At 32.8% G+C, this 22,220-nt stretch carries 19 protein-coding genes; 7 read left to right on the top strand and 12 right to left on the bottom strand.

Going from position 1 to position 22,220, the window contains the following annotated elements; genetic code table 11:
- Window positions 1–19 precede the first annotated feature (19 nt).
- Genes DESAMIL20_RS00230 through tig form a run of 12 tightly spaced genes read right to left on the bottom strand, consistent with a single transcriptional unit; the run spans window position 20 to window position 15,288 of the window.
- A complete protein-coding gene (locus tag DESAMIL20_RS00230) occupies window positions 20–3,070 on the bottom strand; it encodes an efflux RND transporter permease subunit (RefSeq protein WP_086032872.1) in 3,051 nt (1,016 codons plus the stop codon).
- Window positions 3,067–4,116, bottom strand: a complete 1,050-nt coding sequence (locus tag DESAMIL20_RS00225; protein ID WP_086032871.1) for an efflux RND transporter periplasmic adaptor subunit — start codon at window positions 4,114–4,116, stop codon at window positions 3,067–3,069. The genes DESAMIL20_RS00230 and DESAMIL20_RS00225 overlap by 4 nt, the downstream gene beginning before the upstream one ends.
- 13 nt (window positions 4,117–4,129) lie before the next feature.
- Window positions 4,130–5,467, bottom strand: a complete 1,338-nt coding sequence (locus DESAMIL20_RS00220) for a TolC family protein (RefSeq protein WP_086032870.1) — start codon at window positions 5,465–5,467, stop codon at window positions 4,130–4,132.
- Window positions 5,468–5,525: 58 nt separating this feature from the next.
- Complete coding sequence (locus DESAMIL20_RS00215; protein WP_086032869.1) at window positions 5,526–6,887, bottom strand: sensor histidine kinase; 1,362 nt, start codon at window positions 6,885–6,887, stop codon at window positions 5,526–5,528.
- Window positions 6,868–7,539, bottom strand: a complete 672-nt coding sequence (locus DESAMIL20_RS00210) for a response regulator (RefSeq protein ID WP_086032868.1) — start codon at window positions 7,537–7,539, stop codon at window positions 6,868–6,870. The genes DESAMIL20_RS00215 and DESAMIL20_RS00210 overlap by 20 nt, the downstream gene beginning before the upstream one ends.
- On the bottom strand, window positions 7,536–9,080 hold the full coding sequence (locus DESAMIL20_RS00205) for a DHA2 family efflux MFS transporter permease subunit (RefSeq protein ID WP_086032867.1): 1,545 nt from the start codon (window positions 9,078–9,080) through the stop codon (window positions 7,536–7,538). The genes DESAMIL20_RS00210 and DESAMIL20_RS00205 overlap by 4 nt, the downstream gene beginning before the upstream one ends.
- A 9-nt stretch (window positions 9,081–9,089) precedes the next feature.
- Window positions 9,090–10,172 carry an HlyD family secretion protein gene (locus tag DESAMIL20_RS00200; protein ID WP_086032866.1) on the bottom strand — a complete coding sequence of 361 codons (1,083 nt, stop codon included), beginning with the start codon at window positions 10,170–10,172 and terminating at the stop codon, window positions 9,090–9,092.
- A 49-nt stretch (window positions 10,173–10,221) separates the two neighbouring features.
- Window positions 10,222–11,589 (bottom strand): ATP-dependent protease ATPase subunit HslU, encoded by a 1,368-nt coding sequence (gene hslU, locus DESAMIL20_RS00195; protein WP_086032865.1) that lies wholly within the window; start codon window positions 11,587–11,589, stop codon window positions 10,222–10,224.
- Window positions 11,586–12,128, bottom strand: coding sequence for an ATP-dependent protease subunit HslV (gene hslV, locus DESAMIL20_RS00190; RefSeq protein WP_086032864.1), 543 nt, complete (start codon window positions 12,126–12,128; stop codon window positions 11,586–11,588). The genes hslU and hslV overlap by 4 nt, the downstream gene beginning before the upstream one ends.
- A gap of 3 nt (window positions 12,129–12,131) precedes the next feature.
- Complete coding sequence (gene clpX / locus DESAMIL20_RS00185) at window positions 12,132–13,385, bottom strand: ATP-dependent Clp protease ATP-binding subunit ClpX (RefSeq protein ID WP_086032863.1); 1,254 nt, start codon at window positions 13,383–13,385, stop codon at window positions 12,132–12,134.
- A 2-nt stretch (window positions 13,386–13,387) separates the two neighbouring features.
- A complete protein-coding gene (gene clpP, locus DESAMIL20_RS00180) occupies window positions 13,388–13,984 on the bottom strand; it encodes an ATP-dependent Clp endopeptidase proteolytic subunit ClpP (protein ID WP_086032862.1) in 597 nt (198 codons plus the stop codon).
- Complete coding sequence (gene tig, locus DESAMIL20_RS00175) at window positions 13,981–15,288, bottom strand: trigger factor (protein ID WP_086032861.1); 1,308 nt, start codon at window positions 15,286–15,288, stop codon at window positions 13,981–13,983. Before tig ends, clpP begins: the two co-directional genes overlap by 4 nt.
- Before the next feature lie 250 nt (window positions 15,289–15,538).
- Here tig and DESAMIL20_RS00170 point away from each other — a divergent pair, with 250 nt between their 5' ends.
- From DESAMIL20_RS00170 to DESAMIL20_RS00140, 7 genes are read left to right on the top strand one after another with little or no spacing between them, the layout of a single operon-like run.
- Window positions 15,539–16,372, top strand: coding sequence for a methylenetetrahydrofolate reductase (locus DESAMIL20_RS00170; protein ID WP_086032860.1), 834 nt, complete (start codon window positions 15,539–15,541; stop codon window positions 16,370–16,372).
- Window positions 16,372–16,665, top strand: coding sequence for a hypothetical protein (locus DESAMIL20_RS00165; protein ID WP_086032859.1), 294 nt, complete (start codon window positions 16,372–16,374; stop codon window positions 16,663–16,665). The genes DESAMIL20_RS00170 and DESAMIL20_RS00165 overlap by 1 nt, the downstream gene beginning before the upstream one ends.
- Before the next feature lie 3 nt (window positions 16,666–16,668).
- Window positions 16,669–17,232 carry a dCTP deaminase gene (gene dcd, locus DESAMIL20_RS00160; RefSeq protein WP_086032858.1) on the top strand — a complete coding sequence of 188 codons (564 nt, stop codon included), beginning with the start codon at window positions 16,669–16,671 and terminating at the stop codon, window positions 17,230–17,232.
- Between the two features lie 23 nt (window positions 17,233–17,255).
- Window positions 17,256–18,005, top strand: a complete 750-nt coding sequence (locus DESAMIL20_RS00155; RefSeq protein WP_086032857.1) for a YebC/PmpR family DNA-binding transcriptional regulator — start codon at window positions 17,256–17,258, stop codon at window positions 18,003–18,005.
- Complete coding sequence (locus DESAMIL20_RS00150) at window positions 18,002–18,979, top strand: BUD32 family EKC/KEOPS complex subunit (RefSeq protein WP_086032856.1); 978 nt, start codon at window positions 18,002–18,004, stop codon at window positions 18,977–18,979. The genes DESAMIL20_RS00155 and DESAMIL20_RS00150 overlap by 4 nt, the downstream gene beginning before the upstream one ends.
- Window positions 18,976–19,686, top strand: coding sequence for an HAD family hydrolase (locus DESAMIL20_RS00145; RefSeq protein ID WP_086032855.1), 711 nt, complete (start codon window positions 18,976–18,978; stop codon window positions 19,684–19,686). Before DESAMIL20_RS00150 ends, DESAMIL20_RS00145 begins: the two co-directional genes overlap by 4 nt.
- Window positions 19,683–22,220 (top strand): [protein-PII] uridylyltransferase family protein, encoded by a 2,538-nt coding sequence (locus DESAMIL20_RS00140; RefSeq protein WP_086032854.1) that lies wholly within the window; start codon window positions 19,683–19,685, stop codon window positions 22,218–22,220. Before DESAMIL20_RS00145 ends, DESAMIL20_RS00140 begins: the two co-directional genes overlap by 4 nt.

Genomic DNA, 22,220 nt, shown 5'->3' with positions numbered 1-22,220 from the left:
CTACAATTGTTGCACAAATTTAAGAGCTTCGCTTTTTAAACTTTTCTATATTAAACAAAGTAGTTGGTAAAAAAAATAACACCATAAAAAGTTGCGCTAATAAACCAGAGATAATGGCAATAGCAAGTGGCTTTAGCATGTCAGACCCATGCCCCAGATTTATAGCAATAGGCATTAGGGCAAGTATTGCAATTAAAGTGGACATAACAATGGGACGCATTCTATTTTTGCCAGCATGTATAATTGCTTCGATGTTGCTTTTATTTTCAATATACTCTTTATACTCACTTACATAAAATATTGCCGTTTCCGTATTAATACCAACACTCATAATAAGACCCATTATCGATGTTATGTTTAATTGTGTTTGAGTTATATACAAGCCAATAAAATCCGCAGCTAAAGCCAAAAGTGAGGTCAAAAGAATTATAAACGCCATAGAAAATTGCTCATATAAAAATAGCAAAACTATAAAAACTAAAACAACAGCGCTAATAAGCACAATAGACAAACCTGCAAATGCTTTCTTTTGCTGAGCATAAAGTCCGCCAAATTCGTAATACACACCCTTGGTATTTAAAATTTGAGATTTATTTAAGACCTTTTGAACCCTATTTACAGCCTGACCTAAACTTGTATTGCTAATCCTTGCACTCACTGCTATCATATTTTTTAAGTTATCATGAACAATCTCTGGCTGACCTGTTACTATATGTAAATCTGCAATGCGCTTTAGAGGGATAAGCCTGCCATCTTGTGTACGGATGGGTAAATTTTCTATATCTGTAATGTTTTGTCTAAAATCCTGCGGTGTCCAAACTCTAACGCCAATTAATTTTGGACTTTCCAATATGTAGGTAGCATCGACGCCATTTAGGTATTGATACAGCTGGTTTGTAACATACATTGGATCAACGCCCTCTATTGCTGCTTTAGAGCGATTAACTTCAATATTTAAAGCATCGCCAGCAAGCACAACACCACTTTTAACATCTACAACACCTGGGACTTTAGATATTATATTTGCGGCTTTCGGTGCAAGGGCTAGTAATTGAGCATAATTATCGGAATAAATTTTTATTTCAATTGGAGATGGTGTTCCTACTAAATCACCTATCATGTCTTCCATAAGCTGAGACATGTCTATGCGTATACCAGGTACTGTTGTTTCTATCTTATTTCTTATCTGATTCATTATATTCTCAACAGAAGGTCTGGGGAAGGGTTTAAGTTTAATAAAAAAATCTCCTGTGTTTGGTTCGTTTAACCCACCACCTAACCCCAAGCCTGTTCTTGCAGTGTAATTTTGTACGTATTTATTTGATTGTATTATCTTTTCTATTTTGCTTAAAGTATATTGCGTTTCATTTAGCGAAGTACCTGGTTTTGTAACATAATCTAAAACAAACCCGCCCTCGTCCATAGAAGGCATAAATCCACTTCCAATATTTTTGAAACTGAATATACCAAGCCCAATCAATGCTATAACAAGCAAATAAACATACAATGGTTTTCGAAAAGAAAAATTTATAGCTTTCTGATATATTTTATTTAAGTAATCAACAAGCGTATTTTTTCTTTCTTGATTAGTACCTTTAATCAACAGTTTCCTTGCAATTAAAGGTACTAAAATTACTGTCACTAAAAAAGAAATAATAAGACTCATTGCCATAGTAATGGATAAAGTTTTAAAAAAAGCACCTGTTATGCCAGATAAAAAAGCAAATGGGATAAAAATTACAGTGGTTGATAAAGATGAACCCAAAAGAGGCTTTAAAAAATCTTTAACAGCACGGGGTATAGCTTTTGAAATTTCTAAGTCTTTGTTCTCTTCAATATAGCGCATAATATACTCAATCATTACGATTACATCATCGATAACTAAACCAACTGCTGCTGCTATACCACCTAAAGTCATGATGTTGAAGCTCATTTTGAATACATAAATCAATAATATTGTGGAAAACAAAATCGTAGGTAAACTTATAAGGAGCACTGCGGTAATCTTTAAGTTTCTTAAAAAAACCAGCACCACAATTATAGCAAGTATTATGCCAATTATAATAGCGTCCCTTAGGCTATACGCTGAAGAGATAATCAATTTACTTTGGTCATACCATTTAGCAATCTTAATACCACTAGGTAGTTTACTTTCAAACTTGCGCAATTTCTTACCAACATCATGAGCAATTTTTACAGTATTACCCCCCGGGGATTGTATAATCTGCACCAAAACGGCATTTTGACCATTTGCTACAACTTTTGTCCAATTTGGTACGGTAGATTTTTTTATCGCTGCTATATCACTTAATCGCACAATTCCGTTCGTGCTTGTTTTCAAAACGGTATCTTCGATGGATTTTATATTATGTAGCTGAGATTTAGATACCACTAAATAAAGCTTATAATAATCTTCAAGCCTGCCAACTGCACTAATAATATTTGAGTTAGATAATGATTTTATTACATCATCCATTGTAAGATTATATGTATAAAGCTTCATTGGGTTAATTAAAACATGGTATTCTTCTTTATCGCCACCTACAACTTGAACATTAGCTACACCTTTGATATTTAAAAGCAAAGGTTTTATCTCGTATAAAGCAATGTTTCTTAACTCAACCAAAGAATGATTTTTTGATGTAAGACTGTATGCTATTGCAGGATAAACAGTGGGGTACATCCTGATTGCATGAAACGTACTACCTTTTGGTAATTCTGGCAGAATGCCATTTAATGTAGATTCAACATTAAGTAAATTGACATTCATATTTTGTCCCCAACCAAAGTCAAGCATAAACTCTGCAGATCCTCTACTTGTAGTTGATCTAACATGCACTACATTTGGTACTGCCCTTAAGGCTTGCTCAATTTTTTTTGTGACTTCAATAACCATAGTATTTGCAGGAATATCACCGCTATCTACCATAACTCTAATGCGTGGAAACTCTATATTTGGAAAAAGCGCAACAGGTGTTTTAAATGTTGCAAAAATACCACCAAATACAGTTACAATAATTAAAAATATAATTGCTTTTCTTTTCCTCCACAAAAGATCTTGAAATTTCATTTTTGAACCTTCACTCTCATATTATTTTTTAATTCATACGCACCCTGCGTTACAACAAGGTCTTTATCTGTAATCTCAGAAGATGTAATCAAAGCATAATTTTGATTTTTCAAAACTACATTAACAATATGCTTTTTAGCTGTGCCATTTTTTATAGTATAAATAATGTAGTGTCCATTTTCATACAAAAGAGCCAATTTTGGAACACTAAAACCTGTACTTTTAGAAACGGGAATACTTACTTCTACATAACTATTTAGCAAAAGACTTTCATTGGCATCAGGCGAAATATAAACATTAATTAGATGAGTCGCTGGATCAATAATATTGGATATAGAAACAATTTTACCTGTAATGTTTTTATTGTAATCTATAAGAAATATTGTAACTGGCATACCTAATTTTAAAAAATTAACATCTTCTGGCTCTACGCCACATTTTACAGCAATATTGTTAGTGTTTGCTACCGATAAAATTGGACTGCCTGCTACTACATTAGCGCCCTCTGTATAATTAATTTTTGTTATAACCCCGTTTGTGGGAGAGTAAACTTTATCTGTGTATACTTTTTTCAAATTCTCATATACAATTTCAGCTTGATTAAGTGCATTTTGGGCATTCAAGATATCCTGTTGTGTTAATAAATGAAGTTTAAATTTTTCTTGGGTGATTTTTAAATTTTCTTGTGATAATTTTACTGAATTTTCCGCTTGCATTAATTGAGATTGCGTAGCAGGCGATGGAATTACGCTAAAAAGCAGTTGGTCTTTGTTTATACTTTGACCATCAATAACATACATTTTGTTAATAGTAGCATCAAAATTCAGAGTAATGGTTTTGGCTGTTCCTGGTTTAGATTCAATAATGCCGTATGCTACTATATCCCTTGAAAGTGCTCTAAGTTGAATTGGGACAGCATTTACACTAGCAACAAGCACCTCTTTGGATGAATTATTTAAAGTTGATTTATTTTTATTTAATAATAAATAAGCTACAAAAAAAACGCTTGCACATATAATTATTGCTATCCAGATAACCCTTTTCATTTTGACACCTACCTCAATTAATCTTTTTTGCAGAAGCAATCTCTAAAGCTATTTGCATACTGTACAAAGATTTTTCTAAGTTTAAAATGTTTATTTTTTTATCAATCACGTCATTGGAATTTTTATAAAACTCTATTATGTTAATATAATTGTCCCTGTATGCTTGATTATAGTAGCGCAATAGATCTGTGTTATTTTCGTAATCTGCATTTAAAAATCTCAATTGGTTTTGTATATTTTCTATATCAGATTTTAGCCTTTTTATATCAAATTTGGCCGTAATAATACGAGATATATATTCGTCGTACATTTTTTTTCGAGTGGCTTTTTGTATGTCTATTTGTGCCTTATTTGTATTAAAGATAGGAAAATCTATAGAAATACCAACACCTAATGTTTGAACATTTGAAGTGTCGCGATTAAATGGAAAATTTATAGAAACCCTTGGAAATTGCTGAATAAATGCAAGACGAGTTCTTTCTTCTTGAGCCTGATATGCCAGCCTATAAGCCACTATATCTAAACGATTTTCTATATTTTTGTATAGTTCTTTCAAAGGTGGTAATTTTGAAGTGTAGCGAGGTTTAAAATTGACTTTTAGAGTTACATTTAAAGGAAGACCCAGTACTTCTTTTAACTTATCGTTTTGCTTATCTAATAAATTTTTAGTATCCAGATACGTCAATTTTGACGTTTCATACTCATTTTTTGCAAGCTGCAAATCGCTTAATAAAACCAGCTGTTTGCTGTAGGCATTTTTTACTGTGTCGTAAATTTTCTTATATAAATTTAGTTTATCTGATAATTGTTTCAATATTTGTTCTAAATAATATACATTTGCAGCTGTGATTTTTGCATCCTGCATTATCTGGTAAGCATTAAAATCGTAATTTAATTTTTTTGCTTCATACTCAAGTACAGCACTTTTTACCTTTGCGCTATGCGAAAAAATCCAATCAATGGGATAAGAAAGTCCAATCGAATAACTGTTGTATGTATTTAGAATATTGCCAGCTATAGGAAAACCCGTATCAGCTGATACGCTGGGATTTGGTATTGTTTGTGAATTCTTAATTTGTGCTTTTGCAATTTGTAAATTGTCCCTTTCAATTTTTAATGTATGGTTTAGGATTAACGCTAAGCTCGCTATATCGTTTTCATTTAATGGCTCATCATTTTCAAGCTTTGATAGTATAATTTTACCATTTGGCATACTTTCTAGCGCTTTTTTATCGATCTGGCTTGTTTTTTTATTAATCTGCGCATTATTAATTTTAAGCGGCTTATATTCAGCACAATCAGATATAAAAAATACCAAAGCCAACATTACAAAAAAAGCATACTTAAACATAGCGGTACCACACTAAGGAATTTTATTTGCAAATTCATTTCACAAATATTACACTATTTTAATGCTGGAAGATTATACAAAAAATGGTGCCACAATTCAAGATACTTCTTACTTTTACTTTTGCTTCATGCGCTTTAAGTATTGCTTTAACTAAAGATAATCCAAGGCCTAGGCCTTGTTTGGATCTGCTTTTGTCTGCCCTATAAAGCCTTTCGAAAATGTAGGGTAAATCTGTATTGCTTATGCCAATGCCTGTATCTTGTATAAAAAGAGATACCTTGCTGTTAATTAAAAAAGCTTTAATCGAAATCTTACCATTTGGTTTATTGTACTTTACAGCATTATCCATCAAATTTGATAAAGCTTGTCGCAATCTATTAAAATCACCATATACAAAAATATTCTCATCACATTTAACATTTAAATTAATACCATGTTCTTCTATAACATAATCGTACAAATCAATAACATCATCTATCAGTTTTTTTAATTGAATTTTTTCAATATTTAATCTCAACGAACCTGTTTCAATCTGAGATATATCAACAATGGCATTTAATAAAGTTAAAATTTTATCGGACTCATCCAGACAGCTTAAAAGTGCCTCTTTAGGGTTTAATTTAGACTGATCACTTAAAGCAAGCTCACTTGTAATTTTAATTCTTGTCAAAGGCGTTCTTAAGTCATGAGCTACATTGTCAATCGTTTCTTTTAGGGATTTTACAAGCACTTCTATCTTATCAAGCATTTTATTTATAATAATACTCAACTCATAAAATTCATCTTGTGTATTTTCTACTTTTATACGCTCATTTAATTTACCTGTATTTATGATATATTGAGCCGTTTGCGTTATGCTTTTTATAGGCAATAGTATCTTTCTTAGAGCAATTAGACCACCAATTATACCCAAAAGCATTGTAAATAAAATCATCCCAAAAAAAATTTCTCTAAATTTTTCAAGCAATTCTTCTGTGCCTGCAACATCTTTTCCTACAATAATCATTAAATTTTTAGTTTTATAGGGTTGAAATTTAAACGTCCTCTCGTTTGATTTGATAGTAAAAAAAGTATTTTTTAATTTGGCTTTTTCTATGATTTTGCTTTCTGGCCGTAATTTTTTGAAATTGTCATTAACATAAACGGGTTTGTTTTTTACCAATATTTCAATGAAAAAATCTTCTTTTTCTTTGTGACTAATGTGTTTGTTAACATTTGACATACCGTATTTTTGAGCATCTAAGAGAATTTTTTCCATTTCAAGACTTATTGATGTTGACTCTTTATCCCTTAGGGTTGCAGAAACTATAAAATAAGCCAAAAGAAACAAAAAAATAGCATTCGATATAAATATAGCACTATACCATAACAATATTTTGATAGAAATCTTAGAAAAGAAATTACTTTTCTTTAAGAACATAGCCTACGCCATGTACCGTATGTATAAGCTTTTTTTCAAATGGATCATCGATTTTTTTTCTCAATCTGTGAATAAGCACATCAACGACATTTGTCTGTGGATCAAAATCATACCCCCATATACTTTCTAAAATCATAGTTTTTGTAACAATACGACCTGCATTACGCATTAAATACTCAAGCAATGAGTATTCTTTCTTTTGTAACTCTATTTTTTTATCAGCTTTTGTAACTTCTCTTGTGAGTATATCCAGGCTTAAATCTGCATACTGCAAAACAGTTTCTTTAATATTATTAACTCTTCTGTAAATTGCATTGATGCGTGACAAAAGTTCACTAAATGCAAATGGTTTTGTTAAATAATCATCAGCCCCAAGTTCTAAACCTTTTACCTTATCGTCTGTAGCATTTTTTGCGCTAAGTACGATAATAGGTATCTTGTTTGATCTTTCTCTAAGCTTTTGAATTAGCTCAAAACCATTTAGTTTTGGCAACATAATGTCAATAATTGCAATATCATAATTTTCGTTCATAAGAAAGTAATAAGCATCTTCACCATTATCAAATACCTGGATAATGTAACCTAATTCTTTAAAACCCTTTGCAATAAAGCTACTGATTTTTTCATCGTCTTCTACTAAAACAATTTTCATGACTGCACCCTCTTATTTTTAGTTTGTTTTGTTCTTATAAATAATATTAAAATAAACAATGGAAGTGTAAAATAAATAATTATCTGAAATACATCTTGATAGCCAATAATAGAGCTTTGCGCTGAAAGCAAATTATTCATTATATCGATTGCAGCATGATAGCTGTCGGAAAAAGAAAAACCTCGCGTTACTAAGTATTGCCTTGTATTATCTAAAAAATTTTGAAAAATTATGCTGGATTGAGTAAAATTGTGCACTAAAGCATCCCTCTGAAATATTTCTCTGCGCTGAAGCATTGTTGCAGCAAAAGATATTCCAATAGAACCACCAATATTGCGAGCAAAATTAATTACACCGCTTGCATCACCCATATCCTCTTTTTTTAAAAACTTATAGGCAACCAAATTTATCGGAATAAACATTAAAGGCAAACCAAAACCCATCACAATACGCGCCCATGCAAATACATCAAATGAGGCCGTCAGGTTAAATTCTGACATTAAATCTAGTGAATAAGCAACAAGTAAAATACCTAAACCTGCAAGCACCTTCACATTAATTTTATTAGATACCTTACCTATTATAGGCGCAATTATTAAACTTGCAATACCTCCTGGGGCAATGACTAAGCCTGCTTTTAGTGCATCATAGCCCATTAGTGTTTGCAGAAGTATAGGCAAAAGAGCTAAAGAAGAATACAGCACAAATCCAGTCATAAACATAAGAAAAACGCCAATAGAATAATTTAAATCCTTAAACAAACTAAATTTTATTATGGGTTCATTAGAAAAAGCATTTTTTATAATAAACATAGATATAAAAAAGAATGCAGACAATGCCAATACAACTATTAAATTTGAGTTCAGCCAGTCTTTATTTTGGCCTTGGTCAAGCATAATTTGAAGTGAGGCTATGCCAATAAATATAAAACTCAGTGCTAAATAATCAATTTTTAACTTAGAATTTGCCTTAGCATATGGCGGGTCTTCTACAAGTATCATTGTTAGGATTGTAGCTAAAATCCCAACAGGCAAATTAATATAAAATACCCATCGCCAAGAATACTGATCTGTAAGCCAGCCTCCAATAACAGGACCTAGAATTGGCGCAAAAATCACGCCAATCGAGAATATACTCATAGCCATACCGCGCTTTTTTTCTGGAAAACTCTCCATCAATATAGCCTGAGACACAGGCTGGAGTCCACCACCAGCAAAACCCTGTAATGCTCTTGCGACGAGCAAAAAATAAAAATCAAAAGATAAGCCACACAAAGCAGAAGAAAGCGTAAACAGGACAATACTTCCAATAAAATAGCGCTTCCTGCCAATTTTTTGCGACAACCACCCAGTAATGGGCAAGATTATAGCATTTGCTGCCAAATATGAAGTCAAAACCCAAGTAGAGTCTGTAACGGTAACAGAAAGAGAACCCGCGATATGAGGCAAAGCCACATTCGCAACAGATGTGTCAAGCACTTCCATAAATGTGGCTAGCATCACAGTTAGTGCAATTATATACGGGTTTACTTTCTGCTGCATATTGGTCTCTTACTTAACATGCACTGTTACTTCAGAGTTTAGGCCAACCCTTAGGGGATATTTTTTGTAATCGTAGGGGTAGAGCTGTATTCTTATAGGGACCCTTTGGACTATCTTTATGTAGTTGCCAGAAGCATTCTGCGGTGGAAGCAAAGAAAACCTATCGCCTGTGCCTGCATCTATGTCTTTTACATAGCCTTTGAATTTTACACCCGGGTAAGCATCTATGGTTACTGTAGCTTTGTCACCTATTTTAATTCTGTGGATCTGGTTTTCTTTGAAGTTTGCATTAACCCAGGCAACCCTTAATGGCACTACCATAAGCATGGTTTGACCTGGCTGGACGTATTGGCCTGGTTCTATGTTTTTTTGTGTTATAATACCGTCAACTGGAGCTATTATATTTGTGTGTTTTAGGTTATTTTGGGCTATGTTTATCTGGTTCTTTAAGCTTTTTAGCTGGTTTTCATAGGATTTTATCTGCTCGTTAATCTTAGCTACTTGGTGGGTGTAGCTTGATACGGAAGCAATTTGTGATTGAAGGGATTGTATTGTTCTTTGCTGGGCTTCAAATGCAGATAAAGCTCCATGGTATTTTTGGTTTTCTATTTCAAATTCATTTGCAGATACTACCCTTTGGTTGTAGAGGTTTTGGTAGCGCTTTAAGTCAAGTTGAGCTTTGTGAAGATTTACCTTGTATGATTCAAGCTGAGCTTGCGCGGCATTGATGTTTTCTTCTAACGAGCCTATCTGGCCTGTTGAGCTTTTTTGCACTGATAGCGCTTCTTGCTTTAGGCTTGCTATGGTATCAAGTGTTGCATTGTACTGGTGAGTTAGGCTCTTTAGCTGATTTTCATAATCAATCGGATCAATTTTTACAAGGAGCTCATCCTTCTTTACATGAAAGAAGTTGTCAACATATACAGACTTTATAAGACCTCCAACCTTTGGCGATACATAGTAAATATGTGAATCTACATGGGCATCATTTGTAGAAACCTGGTTTCTTGTGTATATCCAGTAGATTATCAAAGCAATGGTAATTACTACTACGCTGGCAATAAGAATAAGCTTTTTCTTAGAGTTAGACATGGGGCAAAACCTCCAAACAAACGATTAATTAATTTTTCTTATAAAAAAATTACAAAATATACTTACTTAGATCTAAGTTCTCAACTACGTCAGCAACTTTTTGCAATACGTACTTATCATCTATGATAACATCGTTACTTTGAACATCTGGAGCTTCAAATAAAATATCTTCCAATACTTTTTCAATAAGCGTATGCAATCTTCTTGCGCCAATGTTTTCATTCTTTTCATTAAAGTATTCAGCTAACTCTGAAACCTTTTTTATTGCCTCATCTGTAAAAGTTAAATTAACACCTTCTGTTTTTAACAATTCAATGTATTGTTTTATTAGAGCATTTTTTGGTTGAGTTAGGATTTTATAAAAATCATCTTTAGTTAAAGCCTGCAGCTCAACACGGATTGGAAATCTTCCCTGAAGCTCTGGTATCAAATCGCTGGGTTTTGTTTGATGGAAAGCCCCTGCTGCTATAAATAAAATATGGTCGGTTTTAATCACACCAATTTTTGTATTTATAGCATTACCTTCAATGATTGGAAGCAAATCCCTTTGTACACCTTCTCTTGAAATATCTGGCCCACCTCCTGCAGTTTTACCAGCAATCTTATCAATTTCGTCAATAAATACTATGCCCATATTGCTTACAATATCTCGTGCTATTTCTTTCACTTTTTCTTTATCTATTAGATTATACGCTTCTTCTTCTTTGAGGATTTCTTTGGCTTCTTTAATTGCTACTTTTTTTGTCTTTTTTTTTGATGGGATCATATTTGAAAGTAAATTTTTTAGGTTTGAATCAAAATCTTCCATCATCGGTTGTGAAACTTCAATAAATGGTATCTGCATAGATAGATCTTTTTCTTCGATTGTAATTTCAATAATTTTATCGTCAAATTCGCCTTTTTCTAATTTTTCACGAAATTTTTCACGTGTTTTTTTGATTCCTTCTTCTTCCTCGCGATTTTCTTCGTAAATAGAAATCTTTTTTTTAACAGGCGGCACTAAAATATCCAATATCCTCGACATAGCAATCTTTTCGGCTTGAGCGTAAACTTTTTCCAACTCTTGGGTCTTTGCTGTCTCATAGCCTACACTTGCTAAATCTCTAACAATTGACTCAACATCCCTTCCCACATAGCCAATTTCAGTAAACTTTGTAGCTTCTAATTTAACAAATGGAGCATTGACAATTTTTGCCACGCGTTTGGCAATTTCAGTTTTTCCTACGCCTGTTGGGCCAATCATTAGTATGTTTTTAGGTATTACGTCTTCTTTAATATCATCGGGCAGCTTGCTTCTTCTATACCTTGATCTTAGTGCTATAGCAATGGCTTTTTTGGCTTGGGTTTGACCCACAATATATTTATCCAAAAACTCAACTATTTTTTTTGGCGTTAATTCATTTAAATTGTTTTTCATGTTTTCTCCAATTTATCGACTATAATATTTTCGTTTGTATAAATGCATATCGAAGAAGCTATTTTTAATGATTCAAGAGCAATCTGATCTGCCTGTAGATCGGTGTGGCCAAGCAATGCTTTTGCAGCAGCCAAAGCATAAGACCCGCCAGATCCAATAGCGCATACACTTTCATCTGGCGATAGTACATCACCATTGCCTGATATCAAATACATACTATCTAAATCGCAAGCAATAAGCATTGCTTCCAGTCGGCGCAATATTTTGTCTGTACGCCAGTCTTTTGTAAGCTCAACTGCTGATCTTGTAAGGTTTCCACTGTATTTGTTAAGTTTTTCTTCGAGGTGTTCAAAGAGTGTAAAAGCATCGGCGCTCGCACCGGCAAATCCTACTAGTATGCTATTATTATAGAGCCTCCTAATTTTTTTTGCAGTAGCCTTCATTACGGTATTGCCTAGCGTAACCTGCCCATCACCAGCTAGCGCTACCATATGATCTTTTTTTACAGCAATAATTGTTGTCGAATAAAACTGTTCCATTTTTTATTTTCCTTGAGTTGCAAGCTTAGATTTTCTAATCAAAATAGGCTCTTTCGCCTCTTCAACAGTTTCTTTTGTAATTATACACTCTTTGATCTCATGCTTGATAGACGGTATTTTATACATTATATCATTCATTACTTCTTCCATAATACTGCGCAAACCTCTTGCGCCTACCTTGCGCTCCAATGCCTTTTTTGAAATGGATCCTAAAGCTTCATCTTGTATTGTTAGTTTTACATGTTCAAGTTCAAATAATTTTTGGTATTGTTTTACAAGCGCATTTTTGGGTTCTGTAAGTATTTTAATTAACTCGTTTTCTTTTAAATCTTCCAATGTAGCTGTAACATGGAGTCTCCCCACAAGCTCGGGTATAAGACCATAATGCACTAAATCTTGTGGCGTAACTTTTTGCAATAATTCTGATATATTTAACTCTTCTTTTGACTTAATGGGGCTGTTAAACCCAATACTTTTTTGATTGAGTCTGCGTGCAACAATGTCTGCCAAACCCTCAAATGCACCACCACAAATAAACAATATATTGGTAGTATCTACTTGAATAAATTCTTGTTGAGGATGTTTCCTCCCTCCGTATGGCGGTACGTTTACTACACTTCCTTCAATAAGCTTAAGTAGGGCTTGTTGAACACCCTCACCTGAAACATCGCGCGTGATAGAGGGATTTTCACTTTTTCTTGAAATTTTATCAATTTCATCAATATACACAATTCCTTTCTGAGCAAGTGCTACGTTATAATCGGCAGATTGTAAAAGCCTAACTAGTATATTTTCTACATCTTCACCAACATATCCAGCTTCTGTAAGGCTCGTAGCATCAGCAATGGCAAATGGCAAATCTAAAATTTTTGCAAATGTTTTTGCAAATAAAGTTTTACCTGTACCCGTCGGGCCTATAAGTAAAATATTACTTTTTTCTAATTCAACCTCTGAGCTAAGTAAATTTTGATTTGAATTAATGCGTTTATAGTGATTATAAACTGCAACAGATAAAGTTTTCTTTGCTTTTTCCTGAGAAATTATGTATTCGTCTAGTTTCTTCTTAATTTCTTCTGGAGTAAGCTTATACTCTTGAGTATCCTCGCTTTCTTTTCTTATGTCTTCGGCCAGAATGTTGTTACACAGTGCAATGCATTCATCGCAAATATAAACACCTGGGCCTGCTATTAATTTTTTTACCTCATCCTGGGATCTACCACAAAACGAACATCTAAGTGGCTCTTTGGCTTTTGCCATAATTATTTTTCTCCTATTTCTCTTTTTTGAAGCACTTTATCTATAATACCATACTCGAGTGCTTCTTGCGCGCTCATAAAATAATCCCTTTCTGTATCTTTTTCAATAGTACGCAATTGCTTATTGGTGTGTTTACTTAAAATACTATTTAATTCCTTCTTGAGTCTCAATATTTCTTTAGCGTGAATTTCAATCTCGCTTGCTTGACCCTGCACACCACCTAAAGGCTGGTGTATCATTATACGACTATGAGGCAAAGCAAACCTCTTTCCCTTCACGCCTGCTGCTAAAAGGATTGCTGCCATAGAAGCACAGCTGCCAATGCAAATTGTGGACACCTCTGGCTTAATATACTGCATCGTATCGTATATGGCAAGACCACTGGTAATAATGCCACCAGGTGAATTAATATACAAATATATGTCTTTATCTGGGTCTTCCGACTCTAAAAACAACAATTGGCTAACTATTATATTTGCAAGGTAATCATCTATCTCGCCGCCAAGCATTATAATCCTATCTTTTAAGAGTCTTGAGTATATGTCATAGGCTCTTTCGCCATGAGGCGTTTTTTCAATAACTATCGGAACTAGACTCATATATTTTCCTCTTCTTCGATTTTTTCGATGCTAGCGTTTTCAAGCAAAAAGTCCAGCACCTTATCACTTAACAAATCAACCTTAATTAGTTGCAACATACCTTTTTCTTCATACTCTTTATAGAGCTGCTCGAAATTTTTCCCACTTAACTTTGCTTCATTTTCTATTGCATTTCTTATCTCTTCGCCGCTTACATCGATATTTTCTTTCTCTGCAATTTCTAATAGTAAAAATGTCGCTTTTACACGCTTAATTGCTTCTGGTTCAAAGCGCTCTCTCAATTTTGCAGGTTTATATTCGTCCTGCTTTAAGTCAACCCCCTTGTAGTATGCATCCTTGACAAAATCCATTATTAAGTTGCTCGTTTCTTTGCTTACTATAGTTTCTGGAAGTTCAAACTCATGAAAATTGAGTAAGTTATCCAATAATTCTTCTTTTTGTCTTTCTATTTCCTGTAATCTTTTATTTTCAAGTAACCTTTTCTTAATGTCTTCTATTAAATCATTTAAAGTCTTAAAATCTTTGTTTATTTTTTGTGCTAATTCATCATTTAGCTCTGGCTCGATTACCTTTTTTACGCTTTTTAGGTTTATAGTTAATTCCACTTGTTTGCCTGCAATAGGTTTTAGGGAGTGTTCCTTGGGAAACGTAATTGTAATTGTTTTTCCTTCGTTCTCTTTCATACCGACAATCTCGTTTTCAATTTCAGGGATCAGTTGGTTTGAATCAAGTTGAGAGTATAAATTTGCACCAGTCAAATCTCCAATTTCTTCGCCTGTTTGGGCATCTTTTGCTTTAATATCAAATACCACTACATCATTTTGGCCTGCAGGCTCTTTTGAATCATCTAGCGAGCTAAAGGCATTTTTTAGTTGATTAAGCGATTTATCAATATCTTCTTGTGTAACTTCATAAGGTTTTTGCGTAACCTTTACACCTTTGTATTCTTTTATCTCAATTTCTGGCTTCACCTCAACTTCCACTTCAAAGTAAAAATCATCATCACTAAAATCTTTAACATTCAAAAAAACTGGCTCTGAAACAACAGAAAGATTGTTTTCCGAAATACAAAAACGATACCCTTCCTCTAATAAATCTCTCTTAACATCCTCATCAATATCCTTGCTGTAGTTTTTAAGAATAATTTCTTTAGGCACCTTGCCTTTTCTGAAACCCTTGATATTAACGGTCCTTTTAAGGTGATTTATCAAATTCTCTTTTGCTTTTTGAACTTTTTCTATTGGAACTTTTATAAACATCTTCCTTTTAGATGGCTGAACTTTTTCAATTTTTACTTCAAACATTTGACCTCCAAAAAAATAACGCGCTTTTTTGAATATAACAAATACTATTCATTTTTTCAAATAAAAAAGCTAGCAAAAAAGCTTAGATTTATCTTGACTTTTTTTTTGAGAGCTATATACTAATTCTAGCTTGGTTTTCCCCCTCTTTTAAGGCGTGAAAAGTGTTCCCCCTCATAAACTTTTCACGCCTTTTTTTTACAAGACAATAAAACTTGAAAAATTGTATCTAAAATTGTAATATCTTTAAGTTATGAGCTTTGCATCGCTTATTGGCAAAAAAAAGTTATTAACTATAGAATTTAATCCACCCAAAAATACTGACATATCAAAATTCATTTTAGAGCTTGAACAATTTAGAGGTATAATAGATGCTATCAATGTAACAGACTCTCCTATGGCAAAACCCAGAATGAACTCTATAGTATCATCAAATTTTATTAAGCATATTAGCGAACCTATTTTCAACCTAACGTGTAGGGATAAAAACAAAATAGCACTAAAGTCTGATTTACTTGCAGCAAGCGCTTTAGGTTTAAAAAATATCCTTGCCATAACAGGTGACCCCACAAAAGACTCAAACAGCGTGTACAAGATCAATGTATTTGAGCTAATTGAATTAATACAAAGCCTAAACGAGCAATTCAATATAAATTTTTTTATTGGCTGCGCAAGCGACATACCAAAGCTAAACACTATCTTTTCAATAAAAGCAAGACTTAAAAGAAAAACTGATTTAGGTGTAAAGTTTGTTATTACACAGCCTGTCTTTTCACAGGACGACTTAGAGAGATTTCTAGAGGCAACAAGTCAAATGAGCATTTATAAAATCATTGGGATTATGCCCATTTTAAGCTACAAAAGCGCCATGTACCTTAATAACAATGTAAAAGGCGTTAATATACCTAAATCAATACTATCCAAATTTGAGAACGCATCAAAAGAAGATTCAAGGCTGATAGCTTTTGATTTACACGAAAAACTTTTAAACGATATTAGTAATTTATTGCCATATATCGAGGGCTTACATATAATGAAATTGGATTATGAGATTGTAAATTTAACAAAAAAATACTTGGAGGTTTGATGGATGTTTTTGATGAAGGCTTAGAGCCTGTAAAAGAACCAACAGAAGAAGATGTAATTGATGCTATCAACATGATATTAGATAAAGCACCAAAGTGGACAATAGTTGAAGAACTTGAAGAAATAGCCGAGTATATCCTAATTTTAGAAAAAGCTTTGCAAAAAAATGGTATAGCACTAGATAAAACTGACATGAACAAACTAAAATTTGAAGATGAAGAGGAATTTAAAAAAGAAAAAAAATGGCTATTGCTTCATTTTGTTGGAAAAATTATTAAAAAAGAGGGGCCGTAAGTTATGTCAGTTTTAAGCGATTCTGAAATTATTAAAAGGGCTTCAAAAGGTATGATTGAACCATTTAAAGCAAAACAGGTTAAAGAAGTTAACGGCAATAGGGTTATATCTTTTGGCACTTCAAGCTACGGCTACGATATGCGTATATCAGATGAGTTTAAAATTTTTACAAATGTAAACACTGCAATTGTAGACCCAAAAAACTTTGATGCAAACGCTTATGTGGACTTTAAAGGTGATGTGTGTATTATACCGCCTAACAGCTTTTGTTTAGCTAAAAGCGTAGAGTATTTTAGAATCCCAAGGGATATCCTAACTATATGCGTGGGTAAATCTACTTATGCAAGGTGCGGTATAATCGTTAATGTAACGCCGTTTGAGCCAGAGTGGGAAGGATACGTTACAATAGAAATCTCAAATACAACGCCACTGCCTGCCAAGATTTATGCCAATGAAGGCATAGCACAGGTAATATTCTTTAAGGCTGATAAGGTTTGTGCTACAAGCTACGCAGATAAGGGCGGTAAATATCAAAAGCAAATGGAATTAACATTGGCAAAATTGTAATCAATCTTTAGAAAGGAGTTTTTATGTCAGGTCATAATAAATGGAGCACAATTAAGCACAAAAAAGCAAAAGAAGATAGCAAACGCGGGGCTGTCTTCACAAAAATTATCAAAGAACTTACAATAGCAGCAAGGCTTGGCGGTAAAGACCCAGAATCCAACCCAAGATTAAGGTTAGCAATAGATCGTGCAAAAGAAGCAAACATGCCTAAGCAAAACATTGAAAAAGCTATTTTAAAAGGTGCTGGAGAGTTATCTGGCGTTTCTTACGAAGAAGTGCTCTATGAAGGCTATGGTCCGTTTGGTGTTGCAATGATAATAAAGGCTACAACAGACAACAGACAGCGCACAACTTCAAATGTACGTCACATTTTGAGTAAACACGGTGGCAGTCTTGGTGAGGTTGGGTGTGTGTCATGGATGTTTGATAATGTAGGCTTTATTTCGCTAAAGTCAGACAAAAACGAAGAAGAAATGCTTGAAATAGCACTTGAGTTTGGCGCTAAAGATGTAAAATACAATAGCGAAGATAATGTTTATGAAATAATCACAGAACCTAAAGATTTAATGAATATAAAATCACAATTAGAAAATAATGTTTCTAATATTGAGACTGCAGAATTAACACTCATGCCTCAAACAACTGTAAGACTAGATAAAGAACAGGCAAAGACTATGATAAAACTCATGGATACTTTAGAAGATGACGATGATGTATCTAACGTTTATGCAAATTTTGATATACCAAACGAGATTTTAGAAGAGCTTGAATGAGTGAAAAATACCTTGGGATTTTAAAAAGCAACGATCCGCTGTTTTTTTATTTAAACAAAATAAAAGAATTAAAACTGCATAATTTTGTGCCTGTTGATTTCTACTTGGTTCAATCGTTCTCAAACACAAAAACAAATGTTTATAAATATACAGCAAATTTTGACGGCACGTCTTTTGTTGTAAAATTTTTTGGGCAATCTGGCACGATAAACAGAAAAATTGCGGAAAAAAGACTTATGTGGGAATTTAATAGATTAAAATTTTTTCAAACTTGCTCAAGCAAAAAAACTAAAGTTATAAACCCATACTGTTATTTACCGGATGTTGATTGCGCATTAGTGGAACCTTACGTAAATGGAAAAACTCTGGATTACTACATAAAAGATGCAATATTTAACAATGGAAAAATTAGACTTTTCAAAAAACTTGACTTACTCGCCACACTACTTAGCTGCATACATAGAATCTCCATAGAAGAAAACTATAAGATGTTGGCGGAAAAAAACTATTGCTCCAAAATCCTCCATACATTATACAAAGACCATTTAATTGATAAATATAAATTAATCAATATTAAAAATATTTGCAAAAATGAATTTTCAAAAGTTAGAACAAACGCCACAAACATCCACGGAGATGCAACAACAACAAATTTTATTTTTTCAAATGGCTCTATCTACGCCATTGATACCGAAAAATCAAAAATTGCTTCGTATTTACTTGATTTAGGGTTTGTTGCAGCAGAGCTAAAACACCATTTTATGTTATTCGGACTGCAAGATGCAGATGCTTCTGAGTATATTTCGTACTTTTTATACAACTACAGTCTTTTATCTGGAAAAAATCTAAACGATATTGAAAATAATTTAAAAATTTTTATTGCATTGGGTTTGTTTAGGATAGCGCGCAATTGGTATTTAGACACCAATTATAGGCACCTGCTTGTTGAAAAAGCAATGTGGTTGTTAAAATGAAATACAAAAATATTTTTTTTGATCTATATGGCACGCTAATTGACATAAAAACTGATGATTATAGGCCAGAAATATTTTATCATCTAGTAAATTATCTTAATTATGAAGGCATAAGAATCGAGAAAGAATTTTTCCAATCAAGATTTGAAGAAAACATAAAACATCAATTGGCCGTTTCATTAGAAAAATATCCAGATGTAGACATAAAAAAAGCTTTTTTTGAGACAATTTTAAGCTTTGGGTACAATACATGTGATTATATTTTGGATACTATAATGAAAATATACAGAAGTTTAAGCTTATTAGAGTTTAAAGTTTTTGATGACGTACATAAAGTTCTCTCAAGTCTAAAAAAAGATTTTAGCTTAGGTTTAATATCAGACGCCCAAACGCTTTTTTTATCCAAAGAAATCAGCATCCTATCTTTAGATAGCTATTTTTCAAGTATTACACACTCAAGCGTGTTAGGGTTCAGAAAACCAGATGAGCGGATTTTTAAAATAGCGCTTGACAAACACAATGCAAAAGCAAACGAAAGTATCTATATAGGCGATAGTATAAAAAGGGATATAGGCTCAAAAAAAGTAGGCATGACATTTATCTTGATTAAACGCGGAGAGTCAATTTATGATGAAGAATTTAGCGAAGCGGATATTGTAGTTAATACACTTGAAGAAGCCCAACACTTTATTAGGTCAAATATATGAATTTTTCAGAATTCATAACTGAAAAATTACATCAAAAAAAAATCTTATTCGAACATCTCAGAGCGATAAATAAAAAAACAAAAAGTGGAAGGAGCGTATTAAAAATACACTCTAGGTGGGTTGATGAACTCATTCAAGAATTTTATAAGAATTTCTCACACAACCAGCAAAATTGCATAATTGGGCTTGGCGGTTATGGCAGGAATCAACTAAACCCCTACTCTGACATAGATCTAATGATATTATATACCAAACTTGATAATTCAATAGAAGAGTTATCAAAAAACCTATCTGACTTACTGTATAAATTAGGCTACGACACATCTGTTACGGTTAGAACACTGAAGGATTGTTATGAGTTTTCAAAAAAAGACGATACGATCAAAACATCATTAATGGATAGTAAATACGTATGTGGCAGTCAAAAGCTTTTTTGTCATTATGGGTGTGTGTTAAAAAAAATAATTGAGATAGATAAAACCTCTTATGTAAAAACAAAAATTGAATCTTACCAAAAACGACATACAAAGTATGGTAATACTGTGTTTGTCTTAGAGCCTAATATTAAAGAAGGTGTGGGTGGACTTAGAGATTACCACAGCGTAATATGGATTTATAAAGCTATATTTGGCACAAAAAATGCTTTGGATATGAAAAAACAAAACTTAATGACTGATTTTGATTACGAAACACTTACCTCAGCACTCTACTTTTTATGGCGATTAAGAAACGCTATGCATTTTGTATCCAACAGCAAAAACGACATACTGTATATAAATTTAAGGGAAGCCATTGCAAATGATATGCTTTTTTACCCATCTTCATATTTTAGCGCTCAAGAAAGATTAATGCGAAAATATTATTACTATGCTCGAAAAATGCAAGACATATGTGAAAAACTTATTAATAAGACTAGCGCCTACGTAAACGAAAACAAAAATCCTATAATTTTTGAAATAGATAGCAAAACAAAAGCGGTAAACAACTTTATAGAGTTTTTTGGAGAGGTAGACCTCAACAATATTTTAGTTTTGTTTTATTACAGTATTCACTACTGTATTCCGTTGTCATTTGAAACCATACACGCTATCAATACTGCAAATATAACAAGCCAAAAAAATGATAGCTTGACATTCAAATTATTTAGGATGATATTTTCTTTTCCAAAACCCATTTATAAACAGATCTATCAAATGCATAAATCAAACCTGTTAAATAAATTGATACCAGAATTCGGAAAAATATACTGCTTGAGCGAGTATAGTATGTACCATAAGTACACCGTGGATGAACACTCATTACAAGCCTTGTATTTTTTAGATGAGCTTTTTAACAAAAGAACCGATAGTGCTTTCATTATGAGGCTGCAGCATATTTTTTTATCACTCAATGAAAGAGATTTATTTCTTATCAGATTTGCAGTGCTTTTGCACGACATTGGCAAGTTAAAAAAACAAAAACACGAGATATTGGGTGCTGAAATGTCTCTGGAGATATCAGATAGGTTTGGCTTAGGAGAACAATTAAAACAAGACCTTTATTTTTTAATAAAAAACCATTTGCTTATAAATAGGGTTATTTCATATCAAGACATCGATGATTCTAAAACAGTACTAAATGTGCTAAATATAATAAAAGATAAAAGGGTGCTAAATTTGCTTGTATTGCTAACTTATGCTGATATGAATGCGGTAAATGATAATGTATGGAGCAAGTGGAAAGAGCAGCTTTTAGAAACATTGTACTTAAAACTAATAATGTCTCTTGAGAAAAAAGATCAAAATGAATTGCTTTTGATAGATGCAAAAAAGAAGAAAAAAGATATTGTAAAGCAAATTCAAGAGAACAGCATGTTGAAATTTTTAAATAGCATACCAGATAATTTAATATTTGATATGGACAAGCAAACAATACTTAGGCTTTTAAAAAAATTCTCTCAATCTCAAAAGGAGATAAATTTTTTAATCGAGCAAAAAGACGAATATGGCAGATTGTTTGTTTTTGCCAAAGAAAAAATAGGGTTTATAAATAAAATTGCAGGCGTTATGCTCTGTGCAAATGCAAGCATTATTTTGGGTAAAACTTACGCTTTAGACAAAAATAATACAATTGTTGTTTTCACAACAAGCAATAAAAATTTAGACGAAAATTACATTATGGAGTTGTTTGAAAAATCCGAACAAAATGAATCTTTTTTAGATGAATGCGCGCAAAAAAATTCAAATAAGTTCTTAAATAGATTAGAAAAAACAAAGATTGAAATGTCTATAAAGCGCATTGAAGTGGAAGTGGATAATAATCAAAGCGATATTTTCAGCGTTGTTAGAATCCATGCACCAGATAAGTTGGGACTTTTGTATGATATTACAAAAGTATTTAAAGACTTGGAAATTTTTATTGGTTCGATTATTATAGATACAAAAGGGGAAGTGGCAGTGGATACATTCTATGTTTTGTCATCTAACTTCAAAAAAATTTACGACAACAAATTCATTGATTTAATTAAAGCCAAACTTTATGAGATTCTATCGTAA

Origin of the sequence: Desulfurella amilsii, from assembly GCF_002119425.1 — a bacterium.
GTDB lineage: Bacteria > Campylobacterota_A > Desulfurellia > Desulfurellales > Desulfurellaceae > Desulfurella > Desulfurella amilsii.
This window is presented reverse-complemented; position numbering and strand designations above follow the sequence as displayed.